Annotated in this window: 15 protein-coding genes, 1 tRNA gene and 2 pseudogenes; 9 read left to right on the top strand and 9 right to left on the bottom strand. The window is 34.8% G+C overall.

What is annotated here, in order from left to right; translation table 11 throughout:
- Positions 1-275: 275 nt before the first annotated feature.
- Together ACQH2O_RS05165 and ACQH2O_RS05170 are read right to left on the bottom strand one after the other, a co-directional pair.
- Positions 276-872: an RDD family protein gene (locus tag ACQH2O_RS05165; protein WP_190321214.1), complete on the bottom strand. Its 597-nt coding sequence runs from the start codon at positions 870-872 to the stop codon at positions 276-278.
- A 24-nt stretch (positions 873-896) separates the two neighbouring features.
- Positions 897-979 (bottom strand) — tRNA-Leu (locus tag ACQH2O_RS05170).
- A 114-nt stretch (positions 980-1,093) separates the two neighbouring features.
- Here ACQH2O_RS05170 and ACQH2O_RS05175 point away from each other — a divergent pair.
- Complete coding sequence (locus tag ACQH2O_RS05175; protein WP_010962532.1) at positions 1,094-2,545, top strand: replicative DNA helicase; 1,452 nt, start codon at positions 1,094-1,096, stop codon at positions 2,543-2,545.
- Between the two features lie 117 nt (positions 2,546-2,662).
- The gene (locus tag ACQH2O_RS05180; RefSeq protein WP_425385115.1) at positions 2,663-3,775 is read left to right on the top strand and encodes a hypothetical protein; all 1,113 of its coding nucleotides are present in this window, start codon (positions 2,663-2,665) and stop codon (positions 3,773-3,775) included.
- 73 nt (positions 3,776-3,848) lie between these two features.
- On the opposite strand, the gene metG is transcribed toward ACQH2O_RS05180, so the two are convergent.
- A complete protein-coding gene (gene metG / locus ACQH2O_RS05185) occupies positions 3,849-5,486 on the bottom strand; it encodes a methionine--tRNA ligase (protein ID WP_038228048.1) in 1,638 nt (545 codons plus the stop codon).
- Positions 5,487-5,643: 157 nt separating this feature from the next.
- On the opposite strand from metG, the gene ACQH2O_RS05190 reads away from it, so the two are divergent.
- Entirely contained in the window at positions 5,644-6,066 is a 423-nt protein-coding gene (locus ACQH2O_RS05190; protein WP_233395601.1) for a TrbC/VirB2 family protein, read from the top strand.
- Between the two features lie 11 nt (positions 6,067-6,077).
- Here the strand turns inward: ACQH2O_RS05190 and ubiG are convergent, their stop codons facing one another.
- Entirely contained in the window at positions 6,078-7,253 is a 1,176-nt protein-coding gene (gene ubiG, locus ACQH2O_RS05195; RefSeq protein WP_010962529.1) for a bifunctional 2-polyprenyl-6-hydroxyphenol methylase/3-demethylubiquinol 3-O-methyltransferase UbiG, read from the bottom strand.
- Positions 7,254-7,448: 195 nt separating this feature from the next.
- Between ubiG and ACQH2O_RS05200 the strand changes: the two are divergent.
- From ACQH2O_RS05200 to ACQH2O_RS05215, 4 genes and pseudogenes are all read left to right on the top strand, one after another.
- Positions 7,449-7,538 (top strand): annotated as a pseudogene (locus tag ACQH2O_RS05200) (WPE palindromic element domain-containing protein); the annotation flags it as partial.
- A 615-nt stretch (positions 7,539-8,153) separates the two neighbouring features.
- Positions 8,154-9,902: a DNA primase gene (gene dnaG, locus ACQH2O_RS05205; protein ID WP_010082533.1), complete on the top strand. Its 1,749-nt coding sequence runs from the start codon at positions 8,154-8,156 to the stop codon at positions 9,900-9,902.
- A 237-nt stretch (positions 9,903-10,139) separates the two neighbouring features.
- Complete coding sequence (locus ACQH2O_RS05210; protein WP_010082532.1) at positions 10,140-11,222, top strand: Fic family protein; 1,083 nt, start codon at positions 10,140-10,142, stop codon at positions 11,220-11,222.
- Positions 11,223-11,423: 201 nt separating this feature from the next.
- Positions 11,424-12,506, top strand: a complete 1,083-nt coding sequence (locus ACQH2O_RS05215) for an efflux RND transporter periplasmic adaptor subunit (protein ID WP_010962527.1) — start codon at positions 11,424-11,426, stop codon at positions 12,504-12,506.
- A gap of 57 nt (positions 12,507-12,563) precedes the next feature.
- Here the strand turns inward: ACQH2O_RS05215 and ACQH2O_RS05220 are convergent.
- From ACQH2O_RS05220 to ACQH2O_RS05235, 4 genes and pseudogenes are all read right to left on the bottom strand, one after another.
- Positions 12,564-13,650: pseudogene (locus ACQH2O_RS05220) on the bottom strand (IS3 family transposase).
- 79 nt (positions 13,651-13,729) lie between these two features.
- Positions 13,730-14,044: an FtsB family cell division protein gene (locus ACQH2O_RS05225; RefSeq protein WP_010962526.1), complete on the bottom strand. Its 315-nt coding sequence runs from the start codon at positions 14,042-14,044 to the stop codon at positions 13,730-13,732.
- 49 nt (positions 14,045-14,093) lie between these two features.
- Complete coding sequence (gene ykgO / locus ACQH2O_RS05230; protein WP_006279631.1) at positions 14,094-14,222, bottom strand: type B 50S ribosomal protein L36; 129 nt, start codon at positions 14,220-14,222, stop codon at positions 14,094-14,096.
- Between the two features lie 49 nt (positions 14,223-14,271).
- On the bottom strand, positions 14,272-15,102 hold the full coding sequence (locus ACQH2O_RS05235) for a pyruvate, water dikinase regulatory protein (protein ID WP_006280267.1): 831 nt from the start codon (positions 15,100-15,102) through the stop codon (positions 14,272-14,274).
- Positions 15,103-15,237: 135 nt separating this feature from the next.
- Here ACQH2O_RS05235 and ccmC point away from each other — a divergent pair, with 135 nt between their 5' ends.
- Together ccmC and ACQH2O_RS05245 are read left to right on the top strand one after the other, a co-directional pair.
- Complete coding sequence (gene ccmC, locus ACQH2O_RS05240) at positions 15,238-15,948, top strand: heme ABC transporter permease CcmC (protein WP_010962525.1); 711 nt, start codon at positions 15,238-15,240, stop codon at positions 15,946-15,948.
- An 8-nt stretch (positions 15,949-15,956) separates the two neighbouring features.
- Entirely contained in the window at positions 15,957-16,373 is a 417-nt protein-coding gene (locus tag ACQH2O_RS05245) for a GNAT family N-acetyltransferase (RefSeq protein ID WP_083250453.1), read from the top strand.
- A 51-nt stretch (positions 16,374-16,424) separates the two neighbouring features.
- Here the strand turns inward: ACQH2O_RS05245 and ACQH2O_RS05250 are convergent, their stop codons facing one another.
- Positions 16,425-18,029 (bottom strand): hypothetical protein, encoded by a 1,605-nt coding sequence (locus ACQH2O_RS05250; RefSeq protein WP_174515883.1) that lies wholly within the window; start codon positions 18,027-18,029, stop codon positions 16,425-16,427.
- Between the last annotated feature and the right edge of the window lie 151 nt (positions 18,030-18,180).

Here is an 18,180-nt window from a genome sequence, read left to right on the forward strand (position 1 = left end):
AAAAAAAGGCAAAAGAAACCCCGCGTTAGCTAGTTGTCACTCTCTAATCCTGCAAATTGGCGTACTATACTGTCTTAAACGACTTATAAGCGCGTTTCAGCTTATATAGGTAAAAACCCAGAAATGTTGTGAAGACATAAGGTGCACATAGTGCAAAAAATTAAAAATAAGACGCCAACTACGTTGTTTTCTTGCTGTTTAATCTGCACAGATGAAGATAACTGAATACCTTCACTATCATGATAAAGGGGCTGGCGAAGGGTGTCAAGTAGTTTTTAGCTCTGCCTTCTAAGGCTTTTACTCGTGACAACCACTGTGCCTGCGATCTTATCGTGCCAAGTTTGACAGCGTTTGTTGAAATTTGACCATAAAAAGCCCAAGAACAATGGTGCAACTGACAATATAAAGGAAAAAAATCTCTTTGTTGCTTGTTTTAGGGTCATCTTTTCGAAAGTTTGTGCATCCACAACTCTAAGCCCAAATAATAGTTTTCCAGGTGTAGTAGCAAACTTTACCCACATATATATTACATAGCAAAAGAGCATAATAAACTGGACTATTTGATTTAGAATCATTAATTTTACAAGTCTACTCTGCATTGCCTTTTCTTCTATAGAAAGTGGCACTTGCATTGGGGATTTTGCAGCAACTTGGCTGAATATTTTGCTATCCTCTGAGTTTGTAAAGAGCTGATTAAAGGCTTGGCTGCAAAACTGCAAGAACAAAACGATAATAATTAAATCAAGCAATACTGATATATAGCGCCTGAGGCCCGTTACATAACATATCCCATTTTCATCTTTCTTTACCTTTTGAATAACATTTATAGAAGAAAAAATAGAAAATAAACGATTAAAAAATTTATGTAACATATATATACTTTCCAATATTTAACGTGCCCCTGGCCGGACTTGAACCAGCATGCTTTTGCAAGCAACAGATTTTGAGTCTGCCGTGTCTACCATTCCACCACAGGGGCATTAAGTTTTAATGCTATAGGCAACACGGAATTAGTCAAATTTTTTTGCCTTTACATCTTTCAAATGAGGACTAAATATTCTACAATAATCAACAGTTACTCTCAAAACTTAAAATGAATGAATTAGCCAATCTCCTCAGTTCAAGAAGTGTAGATAAGGAAATATGTAAATTACCGCATAATTTAGAAGCTGAACAGATGCTTATTGGTGCAATGATTCGTGATAATAGAATCTGTGATGCAGTTGAAGACACAATTACAGCAGAAAATTTCTATGATCCACTGCATCAAAGTATTTTTACGCAAATATCTAAAACCAGGAAACACGGTATAGTTGCCAATGAACTGAGCCTCAAAATGTTTTTTGAGAACGACCAAGCGTTTACCGAGTGTGGCGGGGTAGAGTACTTAGCAAAGCTTGCAGCGAAGGCAAGTATTGCACTTGATATTTATAGTTTGACTAGAATAATCCGTGATACTTACTTAAGGAGATGTTTAATCAAGCTCGGGCAAGAAATAGTTGGTGATAGCTACAACTACGATATTGAAAATCCTGCACAGGCGCAAATTGAACAAGCAATGACAAAATTGTTCAATTTGGCAGTAAAAAAACAAGGTGAGAAAACATATATAAAACTTGCAAGTTCAATTAAAGATGTAGTTGAGAAGATCAGCACACTGAAAAATAATCCAGAAGCGCTAGGCGTTACAACCGGACTTCAAGATCTAAATCAGCTTCTTGGTGGTCTACAAAAATCTGATTTATTAATTTTAGCTGCAAGGCCTTCTATGGGTAAAACAGCATTGGCGCTAAACATCGCACTTAATGCTTGTAAGATGTTGCAAAAAAGAGCAGATAAGCAACACTATGTAGCGTTTTTCTCGCTTGAAATGTCAGCAGAGCAATTAACTGCAAGGCTGATCACTATAGATTCAGGGATTAGTTATTATAAGGCATTAACCGGGAGAATTAGTGATTTTGAATTGCATGAATTTATCAATACTAGTACAGAATTATCTGAACTGCCTTTCATCATAGATGACACCCCTGCGCTATCAATTAGTGCCCTTCGCACCAGAATACGCTTGCTGTATCAATTATATAATGTAGAAGTGGTATTCATTGATTATTTGCAGCTAATCAGAGGAACAACAAAAAGGAGTAATGAAAATAGAGTGCAAGAAATCTCGGAAGTGACGCAGGGTTTGAAAGCAATTGCAAAGGAGCTAAATATTCCCATTGTTGCACTATCTCAGCTCTCTCGTTCTGTTGAGCAGAGGGATGATAAAAAACCACAACTTTCTGATTTACGTGATTCAGGGAGCATAGAGCAAGACGCAGATATAGTAATGTTTCTCTATAGAGAAGAATACTACGAATTGAGAAAGCAACCAAGTGAAGGAAACAATAAACATCGGGAATGGCAAGAGAAAATGGAGAAAATTAGAAATATTGCAGAGCTTGTTATTGCAAAGCAGAGGAACGGGCCAATTGGAAGTGTGAAGCTATATTTTGACTCTAACAGAGGTGCATTTAAAGATTACACGGAAAGGCATAGTTCATAGCTTGACAGCAATCTTCTTGTTCCCAAGTTTATCAATTATTTTTTTTATGTAAAGATAGCTTGACAACTTCTTAAAAATCCTTTTATAATGGTATTATATTTTATAATACGTGAGATGATGAATAAAAACAATGTACCCTATTATATAGCTGGAACTCTGGCTGCTTTAACTTTATTAGCATCTGGAGTGTTTGCTGCAGCTCCTTATATTGGTTTCTTAGCTCCAGTTGCAGCATTAAGTGTTGGCCTTCCATTTATTATTGGTGGTGCTGTATTTTCTGCTGTAGCTATTGCACTTTCGTATCAAGCAATTAGTGAGAACAAAACAAATTCTGAGTTAAAAAATAAAATGAAAGCTCAAGAGCAAACAATTTCTGGGCAAAAAACTCAACTAGCTAAAAAAGAAGCGGAAGTAAAAGCTAAAGAGGAAGAAAATTCTAAGTTAAAAGATCAAGTACGCACTCAAAAGCAGAAAAGTTCTGAGCAAAAAACTCAACTAGCTGAAAAAAATAAAAAGATAGAAGAAGACAAATTAAAAGTGGCAATTGCTGATGGCACTGTTCAGCTTGCAAAAGGAACAGTTAATAGCGCTGTTTGGTTTGTAAAAGAAGCAGTTAATGGTGTCTTGTATTCTGGCAAATATGCTTACGATAATTATGTGCCATCAACTGAGTCTACAAAAGGAACACTTAGTGGTATTGGAGGTGGCTTGAAAAATACTTATGATGCGTCAATTGCATCTGTAAGAGGAGCACTTAACAGCGTTGGAAGCAGCTTGTACAGTAGGATTTATGGTACTAAGGTTTCTAGTCCGGAAGAGCAGTTTAAGCGTGAAGATGGATCTAAACCTAGCATGCAAGAACTAACTCGTTTGGATTATTTAAATCTTGAGGTTCTTTCCAGTGAGCAAAAGCAACGAGCTAATAGTTTGGATTATTTAAATATTGATAACGTTCCTAAGCAACCTGATCATTTAAATGTTGATGCTGCTAAAAGTTATTTAATGAGTCTTTCTGAGGATCAGGATGTATTTTATGATGCAGAATCTGGTGATGAAAAAGGTACTGAGATTTCTAGCCCAGAAAGTCAGCCAACTAAAGAAGAAAATGGTCAAGGCTGGTTTGCATGGAGCCTAGGAAAGGTTAAGTCGGCAATTACTGAAGTAGTAGTGATAGGTGCTGATGTTACTAAACCATATTGTGCTAAAGTAACTAAGGCACTTGCCACCTAACTTGAATATGTAGACAGCGGTGTGCACCGTCGTTAACTAAAGATAATCCCATCCAGGAGAAATAGTTTTTACACTATTTCTCCTCTTTAGCATCAACCCTCAAAAAAACCGGCGTAGGTTTAGGCAATGTTATGCCTGAACTTACGCACGCGTCGCACAAAGATTTTAAATCTCGTTGTTCTTTCGGAATTTGCAGTTGATTTAGTATCATCTCTGCTGACTTGGGAACGATTGGCTGCAATAAAATGCCTATTATCCTGATATATTCCAGTAACTTGTAAATTACTAAATTCATGCGCTCTCTGTCAGTTTTGCTTAGTGTCCAGGGTGCACTTTTGTCTATGTAGGCATTTGCTTCAGAAGAGATGTTGATGATTAGAAGTATGATATGGTTAAATTCATACTTTGATAGGTGATTCATCACTTGATCGAGTATAGCTTTGCAACCTGGAAGACTTTCTTCACCTTTAAGTAGGCTTTGATCGATTGTTGGTACAATTCCAGAACATTGCTTGTGTAAAAATGAAATTGTTCTTTGTACTAAATTGCCTATGTTGTTTGCCAGTTCTGAATTTATCCGGCTGATCATATTTTTCTTACTAAAGTTGCCATCTTGGCCGAAGCTTGCTTCCCTGAGGAGAAAATAGCGTAGCTGATCAACACCAAACTCTTGAGCGAGGCCAATTGGATCTATGACATTACCAAGGGACTTGGATATTTTCTCTCCCTCGTTCAACCACCAACCATGAACTGCAATTTGTTTTGGCAGTGGCAGGTCTGCTGCAAGGAGAATCGCTGGCCAATATACAGCATGAAAGCGCAATATGTCTTTACCGATTACATGAACGTTGAAAGAGTTGTCAGCTAGGTTTGCAGCGCTTGACACTGGAATCTGCGTTTTCCCTTGGTTTGGTGTCATTCCAGTGCTTGACACTGGAATCTGTGTTTCTGGTTCTGCCCAAAACCTCTTATATTCCTCACCTTCAGTACTAGGGAAACCTATTGATGTAAGATAATTGGTTAATGCATCTATCCAGACATAGATTACGTGTTTGTCATTACCTGGTACTTTTATTCCCCAGTTAAAACTAGTGCGAGAGATTGAGAGGTCAATGAGCCCTGATCTTACAAACGATATCACTTCATTTCTTCTGCTCTCAGGAAAGATAAAACTTGGCTGATTTTTATAGAGTTCCAGTAATTTTTCTTGCCAGTTTGATAAGCGAAAAAAGTAACTCTCTTCTTTTATCCACTGGACCTCAGCACCTGTTGGTGCTTTGCCATCTATCAGCTCTGACTCCTGATAAAATGCTTCATCACGAACTGAATACCAACCCGAATAGGAATCCAAATATATTTGCCCTCTCTCTTCAAGTCTATTCCATAAAGCTATAACTGCTTTTTTGTGACGTTCCTCCGTAGTGCGAATAAAATCGTCATACTCAAAATTCATGAACTTAGCCAATTCTTTAAATGAAACGCTCACTTCATCTGTAAATTCTTTTGGCTGCATTTCCTTTGCTTTAGCTGCTTTTTCTATTTTTTGTCCATGTTCATCTGTACCAGTGGTAAATTTGACATTTTTCCCAGCTAGTTTCATGAACCTTGCCACCACGTCACACAAGAGAGAAGTGTATGCATGACCAATATGCGGCTTATCGTTTACGTAATATACTGGCGTGGTGATGTAAAAGTTCTCGAATTGTTCCATGGTTTAGCATTTTGATAAAAATCAACTGAGTTAATTATAGTATTAAAAAGGCAGTAATAAATAAATATTGATTGGGTTAAGCATAATTTTTGAAAAAAGCTATTTACTGAAATTTTATTAAAATAAGAAACAATCAGGCATGATTATTGAAAGAACAATGAGAAATTTTCTTGTAATTCTATTTATAGTTTTCTATGCATTTGATGCACACGCTGATGGAGCAACAGATGTAATGTGTAATGTAATAGGTTACGTTCATGGAATAGGTGGACCAATGATTACAGTGGTAATAATTGGTTCAAGCTTACTTGCAATATTTGGCAGAATGCCTTGGCCTGCACTTTTCGCACTGGGTATGTTTGTTGCTGTGTTTTTTGGTGCTCCTCAAATTGTAACAAAGGTAACAGAAAAAGAAGTTTGTTGTCTTTTTAAAGGTCAAACCTTGGAGAATGGAAAGTGTGTTGCTGCTCCTGGATATGAACGTGTAGGTACAGGTTATGCTTGTCGTTCCGGTTGGGCGCTAACTAATAAAGGCTACTGTATAAAAGCTGGCCAAGATCCTTCAAAGTATTGGAAGTGAAAATGGTGCTTTTATAGAGTTAAATCTAACAAACCGCAGAGTATATAATTAACATCCACGCCTTTAGTTAGATTCCACTCACGCTTTATTACGTTGTACTCCATGCCAGCCATGTTTTGCAGCGTTACATTATTTTCTCTTAAGTGATTTGCAATTTCTGACGGCTTGAGAAATTTATTCCAGTTATGTGTACCTTTTGGCAGCCAATTTAATATGTACTCTGCACCAATTATTGCAAGACAAAAGGATTTAATAGTTCTATTTATTGTGGATATAAAGATTAACCCCTCCGGTTTTAGCAGTTCTATCGCTTTTTTCATGAAAAGCTCTAAATTATCCACATGTTCAACTACTTCCATCAGCAGAACCACGTCGTACTTCTTGTCATTGCTTAGCTCTTCAATGCTGGTGTGTATATATTCTATATTTAACCCTACTTTTTTTGCATGTGAATGCGCTACTTTTATGTTTTCTTCACATACATCTATTCCCACAACGTTAATGCCAACGCGTGCCATTGACTCTGACAAAATGCCACCACCGCATCCAACATCAAGCAATGATAATTCTTTCAAATTGCATTTTTTTAACTCTTTTATTTTCTCAATAATGTAAGATACTCTAACAGGATTCATTATGTGCAATGGTTTGAATTTGCCGTTCTCATCCCACCACTGGCCTGCCATTTTAGCGAATTTTGATATTTCATCTTCGTTATAAGTTTTTGTTTTTTTTTTCTTAGAGGTTATATTGCTGAGTTTATCAAGGCGTTTTTTATGTCTGCTTTCTTTTGAAAATTCTGTTTCGAGGAATTGTTTGACTATGTCTTTTGCTAATCCACTCGCAGTAAATCCTGCACCAAGACACAGTACATTTGCGTTGCCATGCTCGCGAGCTAATTTTGCGATCTCAACACTGTTACATAAAGCAGCGTAGATTCCTTCAAAACGATTTGCCACAGTACTCATGCCCAAACCTGTACCACAAATTAATATCCCATAATTTGCTTTTTTGCTTGTTATATCTTCTACAACTTTAACAGCATAGTTTGGGTAATCTACACACTTTTGCTTAGCAGTGCAGCCTTGATCTACTACTCTGTAACCTAGGGCTTCCAGGTAAGGTTTTATTTCTGATTTTAATTCATAACCAGCATGATCTGAGGCAATTGATACTATACCTAACATATAAGAAATAAGGACATTTTATATGGGTTTGAACTTTCTGTCAAGTCATTCAATGCTTCTGACCTTTTGGGAGTTCTAAAGCTATAGCTAAGGTTTTCCTACGTCATACCGCAATTCATTCCACAACTGTACGAACATTGTGATTTGAGAATAATCTCCGCCAGGAAGGGTGTCATCCCAGTGCTTTGGCACTGAGATCCAGAAAACTTAATTTTAAATAAGTACACCAGATAGCTGTATAATAAGAACTGGATTCCAGTGTCAAGCACTGGAATGACACCTTCTGTATAAATATTAAGAAATTTACCAAACGAAAAAAAAGGCAAAAGAAGCCCCGTGGTTGGCTAATTACTTACATTATACTTTCAAGTATGGCGTTTTTTTATTCTAAACACTTAATAACCGCGATTTAGCTGCTTTTAAGCCGCAACTAATCTAAATTATAAACGTTAAGAAATTTACTAAACAGAAAAAAAGGCAAAAGAAACCCTAGGGTAGCTAGTTATTCACTATCCATTTTTTAAGTTGGCGTTTTTTAATGTTTTAAATGCTTTATAAGCGTATTTCAGCTTGTGTAGGTCAAAACCCGGAAATTTGATAAAGACATAAGGTGCACATAGTGCAAAAAATTAAACATGAGACGCCAGATAAGTTGAGTTTTTTTGTCATTTAATCTGTACAGAGAAGATAAATAAATAGCTTCAGTTTCATGATAAGGGCGCTGGCGAGGTTTGTCAAGGAAGTTTTTTGTTTCTGTGGGCTACCTGGATGACAGGATTGCTCTTGAATTTGTATAGCTACATTGTCGGTAAATCCAAATTGCTTTAGTTATAGAAATAAATTTCGAGTCAGATGTGTATAAATTCTATATAATTTTTATCCTACTACTAATTTAACAAGATGGATCATATAGATATTATAAAATCAAAATTATTATTATCCGACCTAGTAGGTAAAAAAGTCAGATTAATAAAAAGAGGAGATAGTTTTGTTGGGCTCTGTCCATTTCATAACGAAAAAACCCCATCTTTTTCGGTGAGCAATACTAAGGGGTTATATTACTGTTTTGGTTGCTTGGCTAGTGGTGATGCATTTGAATTTATTTCACAAACTGAAGGATTAAGCTTTAAAGAAGCATTGGAAAAATTAGCATCGGTTACAGGTGTTGAACTGCCCAAAAATCTTAGTATTACAAAAGAGGACAATAAACTATTTTTAGCGCTTGATTTAGCTGCAAATTGGTTTGCACAAAAAAATCAAGGTGTTGTAGATTATTTAAAGCAGCGTAAGATTTTACCTAAAATCATAGATAAATTTAAGATAGGTTATGCACCAAGCTCTGGTTTGAAAGAGTATTTAAACTCTTCAGGTATTGAAGACAAAATTTTAATTGATATTGGATTAGTAAACAAAAATTTTCATGATTATTTTTATGACCGGCTGATATTTCCTATACAGAGCATTGCAGGGAGAGTTATTGGTTTTGGCGGACGTGCGCTAAGTTCTGAGCAACAGCCGAAATATTTAAACAGTCCAGAGAGTCAGCTCTTCAAGAAGAGGGAGAATTTATACGGATTAAACTTTGCTTTAAGCGAAATACGTAAAAAACAGCACATACTCGTTGTTGAAGGATATATGGACGCTATAGCGCTACATCAAGCGGGAATTAGTAATGCAGTTGCTCCGCTTGGTACCGCAATTTCTGCAGAACAGATAAAAAATCTATGGAGATTTGCTAAAGAAATCTCCATCTGTATGGATGGCGATAGTGCTGGACGTCATGCTGCTACTCGAGTTGCAGAACTTGCTCTGCTAATATTAGAGCCTGGATACACGTTAAAGTTTGTGACTTTGCCGAGTAATAAAGATCCATACGATATATGTAACGAACTGGAATACAAGAAAGAAGACGTGTTGACTGCTCTTGACCATTCAACAAAACTGCATTCTGAATATTTATGGCATCACATAATCGATAGCAATTTGCAAAATTATGAAAAACTTGCTCCGGAAAAATATTCAATTCTTGAGCACAAGTTCATGGAATATGTAAATACTATTAGCAACAGCAGTATTAGAAGGTATTACAGAGATTATTTTTACAATAAGGCTAGTGAACTAAGAAGTAGCTTCAAAAAACAGATTTTTAATAGTAAAACTAGAGCAACAAAAGGTGAGTATCTTCATAACAAGTCTCCAGAGCTAATTGAAGCAGAGCAAAATCAGGCCGTAATTTTGCGTATAGCCGTAGAATTTCCTGAAATCTTGAACCGTCCTATATTTTTTGAGCAATTTTCTCATTTTGAATTTACTAATGAGATGAAAAGATTACAACAGCGTATAATTGATGTAATAAGTAACAAAAGCAACCTCGATAAAGAGGCTTTGTTACAAGAATTGAAACAGTTTAACGTTATAAAGTATGTATTTGAAAAAACTAGTGTACTAAATAGCCAACTGAACGAGAGAAAATCTGCAGAAATTGTGTGGAATAATATAGTGTTACTAAAAGAGTTAAATGCATTACGAAAAGAAAGAACCGAAGCGAGGCTGAGCGGTAATCTTGACTTAGAGGAAAGGTTGATAGAACAAATAAAGCAAATAGAAAGCAGTATACAAGAAATGCAAATGGAGTTTATTGAAAAGTAGATATCGTCTCGTTAGTAAACAAGAAAATTACAAAATAAGACAATATTTTACATAAGATTGAAATTTTTAACTAATTAAGCCTTCCTCTAACAGCTTTGCCCTGTAGTTTTTGATATGGTTAGGATCACTTGAAAATGTATAATTTTTGTAGTTAGCTCTGCTGTGCATATAAAGTTTACTATTGACTTTTATCACATTATCTCACATTATCTCACATAATATGCATGTGAGAAGAATATGAACTGGAAGAATTTTCGTCTTAGTACGCGTCTCAACCTAGAAGGGCCTGTAATTGAGCAAGTGTACGAGTTAATTACTGCAGTTGATAGTGTTAAAAATAGCTGGCAGATAACGAAAAAACTACTACCACAAACAATTGAAAGATTAACTCATTCAGTTATTGTTACATCTTCTGGCGCTTCTAACCGTATTGAAGGAAATCGTCTAACCGATAAAGAAGTTGAGGATCTATATAAAAACCTACGTGTCAAAAAATTTAAAAATAGAGATGAGCAAGAAATTGCTGGCTACTTAGAAATGCTTACACTAATATTTCATGATTATACGGATATTCCAATTAGTGAGTCATCAATATTGCACATTAACAACCAGATGCTACTTTATAGTGAAAAAGATTTGTATCATAGAGGAAAATACAAAGCAAGTTCTAATAGAGTTGAGGCAAAAGATCAGAATGGAAAAGTTGTTGGTATAATTTTTGATCCCACACCACCTTACCTTGTTAGAAAGGAAGTACAAGAGCTTATTGATTGGTATCACTGGTCCTTAAATAATAAATTTAAGCATCCTCTTATTATTATTGCTAACTTTGTTTTTGAGTATCTGGCAATACACCCTTTTCAAGATGGGAATGGCAGAACTAGTAGATTGATGACTAATTTAATGCTGTTGCAGCAGGGTTATGATTTTGTATCTATTGTATCACATGAAAAGATAATTGAAACTAACAAACTTGATTACTATTTAGCGCTTAATAAAACACAAAGTAGCTGGAAAAGTGGCAAAGAAGATATTTCCCCGTGGTTAATATTTTTTCTTAATGTACTCAAAACGCAAGCAAATGAGGCGCATTATATTCTTGAGAGGGAGAATACTGAATATTTATTATCAAGAAAACAATTGTTCTTCTGGGAATGGGCACTTAGCCTTGCAGATAAAGAATTTAGTAGAAAAGATGCTATAGAAGCTCTAGGATTTCCTCCAAGAACAGTAGAGGCAATTACAAAGAAACTGCTAGGGATGAAATACTTACAGCGTCTTGGAGAAGGCAAAGCCACTAGATATAAAGTTATTATTTAAAAGTTTTAGTATGTTTTTCGAGATTTTTTTAAATCCAGTCTTATGCACAACTTTGTTTGCAATTTTATTCGATTAAAAATTGCATTTTAGCAATAAAAAACTTACTTATTGTAGGAAAATCTTGTGTTTGTTCTCATATAAAACTATTTATGGAGTGACAATGGTACATGTATTATACTTACATTTCTGATTCGAAAATTTATGCAGTTGTTTCTAACAAGATTGATCAACAAATTCTATTGTTTAAAGATGAGAAATAAAGTAATCATCATTTCCAGTATTGCTTTTATTCTACTGTTTTTTATCAGCAGTGCATTTTTAAAAAAAGATCAGGCGGTTCATAGCGATAATGCAACTAGTAGCTTTTCAGTAAAAACTCAAGAATGTGCGCCGCAAAACCGCACTATATATTTAAATTTTTCTGGTACAGTAAATCCCTTACATAGAGCTAGCCTTGTCTCAAAAATAAGTGGTAAGATTATTGCTATTTATTTACCTGATGGTGAAAAGGTAAAAAGAGATGATGTAGTGTTAAAGATAGAAGATTATGACAGGATTGAGCAAGCTCAGAAAGCCAAAGCTTTATTAAAGCAGCGTGAAATTGAGTATGATTCCTCTCACAAACTGAATAAAAAAGGCTATGGGGCACAAATACAAGTAGAAGCAGCTTTTACTGCGTTACAAAGTGCAAAAGCTGACCTAAAAAGGCTAGAATTGGATTTAGAAAATACTGCAGTCACATCTCCTATAGATGGTTATATTGATAAAATCAATGCAAACGAAGGGGATTTTGTTAATGCTGGGCAAAAAATAGCTGACGTGGTTAATTTCGATCAAATTCTTGTAGTGTTATACGTTTCGGAAAATGAAGTAAATAAAATAGAGCTAGGCAGCACAGCTCAAATTAATTTGCTGGACGGAAAAGAATTGGCAGGTGAAGTAAGTTTTATTAGTAAAATTGCTGAGCCTAAAACTGGGTCTTATAGGGTAGAAGTAAAGGTAACTAATAATAAAATGATATCCTTGCAGGGACTAACTGCCAACGTAAGGCTACCTTCAGGCGAAAGATTTGCATATAAAGTTCCTTCTTCAGCCCTGAGCTTAAGTGACGAGGGTGCTCTTGGAATAAAGATTGTTGATGACAATAATTATGTAGTATTTGCACCAATAGAAATTGTTGATCATGAGAGCGATGGGGTTTGGATAGTAGCAAATAACGAAGATAAACCCATAAAGTTAATAGTATTGGGCCACCTATTTGTTAAGCCTGGTGATAAGGTTTAAGACATAAGATCCTTTGACCTTACCCAGAAAAAGTGGAGAGAAAGTGTGGAATGTTTTTTACAAAAAGAATGATGCATCAAATTGTTCTGGAATGCAATAGTTAATAGTGACGTTGTTTGTTATAAAAAATTTCTATGTATTCAAATATTGCAGTTCTAGTTTGTTGAGCAGAGTGTTGTGAAGTATCAATAAGTATTTCTCTTTTCAATGAGCTAAAGAAGCTTTCTGCAACAGAATTGTCGTAACAACAGCCTTTATTACTCATCTATATTCTTTACAGCTAAGAGATATTGATACCCTTGCGCAGTATATTGTGAACCTTGGTCACTGTGCAGCAGTAGATTTTTAACAGGTTTACGCCTATTAATGGCCATTAATAAAGAGTTCATAACCAATTGTTTATTTATTGCACTACTCATTAACTACCATACGTGAGAATTATTGCTGCCAAATATAGCCATCCCTCCTTGGTTTTGATGTAAGTAATCCCATACTTTATTTGGTTGATCAACAATAAAGTTTTGATCTAGTATATTGGGAGCTACAGCTCTATTATCTGTTTGTTGTTTTTTAATTTTAAACTTTCTTCTCAGTATAGCCCTGATGTCATTTTTCTGCATAATACTTTGCACCGTTTTCAAATTGCAACTTTTACCCAAAGCCTTCAATTCAGCATGAATTTTAGGAGCTCCATATCTACATTTAGAAACTTGATATATTTTTTGAATAGCTTCGAGTAGCTCTTTATTTGCTGATTCTCTACTGCTTATTTTTCTTGTGGTCCACTTATAGTAGCCACTAGCAGAAAATCCTACATAATTCCTGTACTTTATAGCAGTTACTATATAAAAAAATATTTTACTCTTTTTGACTGGCCAGGGCTTTTTTTTAAATGTCTCTTTCCCTTGTTACTCTTGCTTTGTAAATCAAACCTCTCTTTGTCGTAAGGAGCCATGTTACCTCTACCTGGAAATGCATTTGCCGCTGACTTTTTTTCGTTATATTTCTTCATCCATTTTCCTAATACACTATCCCTTATTCCTAGATCTCTTGCTACTTTTGCAACTGGTTGACCTACCTTTCTTTGTTCATTTGCCAGTTTAACAGCTTCCAATTTGAATTCTGCTGTATATTCTCTTACCATTTCTAATCCTCCAAAATTTTATTTTACCCAAAAAAACTCTTTTCTTTCTCTCCACTTTTTCTGGGTAAGGTCACTACTGCTATTCCACGTCAAGAACAACCATAAGTTCATTAGGGTTCACATAACCTAAAGCATTTTTTGCTTGCTCATCAAGCAGATCTAAATCTAAGCTTTTTTCATATAAGCCAAATACTTTGTTGTCCAACTTTTCCTTTTCAGAAGAGACATCCTTTAGCAAAAGTTTATTGTACTCGATTTCTTTTTTTAAATCGATTAACGTCAATAAGCCACGTTTACCTGTAATTGTGCTAATGCTGAAATATAATGTAAGGGAAGAAATGAGTAAGGCTGCGCTTAAACACAGTAATTTTTGCTTCTTTTTAGATATAAGCACCGTACTTTCACATATAAAAAATATATAACATGAAAAGGTGAACAAAAAGCTAAGAACCTTGACGCGCTTTACACCTTGGCTTTACCTTATTTATAATGTAAATCTTACCACCCCTTTTCACAACTTTACAATTTTTATCTCTGTTACGATGAGATTTTAGCGACCCTTTGACTTTCATATCTATAGTAAGAATTAAATTACTTTACATTATAATCACTTATCAAGAGTTAGTCAATTGATAACATTTTATTAAAATATTGTATAATTGTTGCTGATACTTCTTCGATCGACTTTTGCGTGACATCGATAATTGGCCAGTTATTCTGTTTAAAGAGCTCCTCTGCTTCTTTAATTTCCTTTTCTACTTTCTCAGGGTTAGCATATATATTATTATCTTCGTTGTTAATTGAAGTAAGTCTATTTTTGCGTATTTCTATTAGCCTACTTACGTCTATTGTTACCCCTATCGTTAGTTTATTTTTTAATTTTGCCAAGTCAACATAAAAGGGTACTCCACTAACAAAAGGAATATTTGCAACTTTATAGCCTCGGTAAGCTAAATACGTACTGGTGGGAGATTTTGATGTACGTGAAACTCCAACCAAAATTATATCTGCTTTATCAATATCTTGAATATTTTGTCCATCATCATGATTAATAGTGTAGTTTATTGCCTCAATGCGCTGAAAATATTCGTTATTTATCTCAGTATGCAAGTCAAGCTTTTCGTCTTTTTCAATTTCAAGATAAGACGAAATTTCTCTAATAATATGTGATAATATTGCTCTATAGGGAATTTTCAACTTTATACAGTTATCTTTTAGATATTTTCTTAGCTCATCATCAGTAATAGTGCATATAACAAAATTATGCTCATCACTTTTCCTATTAATTTCCTCCAGAATTTTGTCAATCTGCTCTTCTCCTTTTACAAAAGACCAAACATATTCGATCGTTTCTACAGAACGAAAGTGTTTCAGAGCTGATTTTGCAACTGATATAACAGTTTCACCACTTGAATCTGATACTAAGTGTAGATTAAGCTTTTTAAGGGTCATATACTAAAAATAATAGCTAGCAATCTGCTACTGAAATTATGCTAATTTGTTGACCTACGTAAATATAGAAAAACTATCCTGTTGATAAAACTCAAACTAATTGGTAAATTCTTAACACAATTATTCTCAAAACGAATGTTTTTATTAAAGCCTACAAATTTCTCTTATTTTTCTAAGAAAGCTCTACCTTGGCTTGGGGTTATTTGTTTCGCATGTTTTTTAATTGGAATGTCTTTGGCGTTATTCTTCTCTCCAGAAGATTATAAACAAGGAGAAATTGTACGAATCATGTACATTCATGTGCCTTCTGCATGGCTTGCTCTTGGAATATATGGATTAATTGCATCACTTGGTTTCATTTCATTGGTATGGAACAATAGCATTGCTAGTGTCTTGGCACATGCTGCTGCTCCTGCAGGGACAGTCTTTTCGGCAATATGCTTAATCACAGGCAGCATCTGGGGAAAAGGAACCTGGGGCACTTGGTGGGTATGGGATGCAAGGCTTACTTCAATGCTGATTTTATTTTTCCTATATGTTGGCTACCTTTCATTGTGGAGCGCTTTTGATAATGAAGCGAGGGCAGAAAAATCAGCAGCAGTATTTGCCATCTTTAGTGCTATAAATATTCCTATAGTAAAATTTTCCGTGAATTTATGGTCCACTCTCCATCAGCCAGCCAGCATTTTGAGAAAAGGTGGAATAGCAATAGAAAGTTCCCTGCTGTTGCCACTGGTTGCAATGTTTATGTTTTGTGCCACATTTTTTTTAGTAGTGTGGATACTGTATTCACTTTACTTAATTAATTTATATAAGATAAAGAGAGAAATCAGTATGCGGTATTAGGCCGAGAGATGAAAATAGAACACACCACATCACCAAGTAGCAAAGACATTGAATTCCTACTCAAAAAGATTAATGAAGAAACCGTTGATAAAGGTACGTGTAACCCATTTGCTTTTTTTATTCGCGATGATACTGAACAAATTATTGTAGGTTGTAGCGGTTTTGTTATCTATGGTTCAATTTACACTGACTTGCTTTGGGTGCACTCTGATTATAGAAGAAAAGGTATGGGAAAGCAGCTAATGGAAGAAGTTCATGATTATGGTCGTGAGATGCACTGTAAAATAGCAACCGTTGCAACCATGAATTTTCAAAAAGCGAAAGTATTTTATGAAAAGCTTGGGTATAAGTGTGATCTTGTACGTCCAGGGTATGTTAACATGTATATTTTTGAAGAAAGTGTTGTGAGATGCACTGTAAAATAGCAACCGTTGTAACCATGAACTCTAAAATATTTAAAGAGCCTACTAATATCTTTAAGGTAAATGTTCATGTGATTCCGCAGAATAATTCTGTTTTTTGATTCTATCTGTCCATTTATCATTTTCTATATCTTGTTTGTTGGTTGCTTTTTTTTCTTGCTCAACAATTGCCTTATCTATCTCCTTATGAATTGCATCAATTGCATTAATCGCACCTCCTTTTTTGTATACTTCGCTTTTCCCTTCAATAATTAACTTAATAAAAGTATTTACAACAGACTGCACTTGATTATGATTAACCTGACCTTTTGTCAAAGAAGGTAAAGAGCCTAATTCCATCAATACTTCTGGTGCTGTTTTATCTTGAGTGGAAAGTCCTAAATTATCTGCTACTTTACTTATTAATAACTCTCTGTGTTCTTTATTATCTTCCAATTTAGCATAATCACTCAATAGATCTATAACGGTAGATACTCTGACTTCAACAACATCATCAACATCTTCATCTTCTAGAGCAACTCCTGACCCCAATAACCTCTCTCTGAGATTTTCGCTTAAAAGATTGATAAATTCTTCATTTGCATCTGATCCTGTGGTTGATATTGTACCATCTAAATAGTTACTTTGAGCACCGAAGCCATGCTCTATTTGTATTTTTGTCTCAGGTTTAAATCCTAATTTTGCACAGAATTTCTGAAAATATTCTTTAATAATGTCAAACAAGCTCTTGCCATTATCTTTATAATTTTTTAACTCTTTAGGAATAGTAAGTGACAATTTACCATCTCTGTATGTTACAAAGTCTTCACCATTGTGAGATTCAATTGTAAATTCCAATGAACTAGACAGATTACATATCTTATCGCCATGCATAACTTGATTTTTAACAGAGAGTATTGGTAGCCTCATATCAGATCTAATTCTCACATTATTTTGGTTAGCACAATCAATATTTATTACTTTTTTAGGATTTTCTACTATGAACGACTGTCCAAGTGCAAGTTGGGTTTGTATAAATGGAGCAGCCTCATACCCTGCTTGATTACAATTGGTAACTAGCTCTTCTAAAATAGCATCACTTGGAACTTCTGCCCCAGCGTATCTGAACATTTTTTTGAAAACTTCTTTTGCAAAGGAACGGTAATCCTTGTTTTCATCTTTCTCTGTTGGTAATAGATGGATATACCTTTGGCCAGCATTGTAAAATTCTTCAAATTCTTTCTTATATGAATCGGTTTTTTGATGATTGGCAGTTTTGGAATTTTCACAGTGATTTTTCCATAGCTCACCCAATGCATTACTTACAAGCTCTTTCTCAATATCTTCGAGTACTGAAGCAACAAAAGCTTTGCCATGATCCGTATCTATTTCTCTTGTTCCTTTTTTGTTAAATATTTCGTCATTATATATATCATCACTATTAAAAAGTTCGCTTTTGCGGTGCTTAGCTCCTTCCTTAAATGCAATAATAAGATTTTTATCTATTTCTTTTCCGTTAATAATAAAATTCATCCTTTGAAAATCTAAGAACATTGTTTCACCGGAATTCGCTAATTTATTATCTTGATCTGCTCTTAATTTACTAAAATTGAACTCTTTAGCTGTGGCCTTTAATCTAACTACTGGACTCTTATTATTTTTTCCTTTTGTCTCTTTCATAAATAACACCTTACTGTAAATATGCTGTAAGTTATATCATATAATGATGAATAATTTGGTAATATATTAAGAAAATCGACAGTATATTTCTTTATTTAAGGGGTGTAGGAAAGGCGTAGATTTCTCTTTCCATTTGTAGCGTACTGCATTA

The sequence above is a fragment of the Wolbachia endosymbiont (group B) of Schoenobius gigantella genome (genome assembly GCF_964031005.1).
In the GTDB taxonomy this organism is placed as follows: Bacteria; Pseudomonadota; Alphaproteobacteria; order Rickettsiales; family Anaplasmataceae; genus Wolbachia; species Wolbachia pipientis.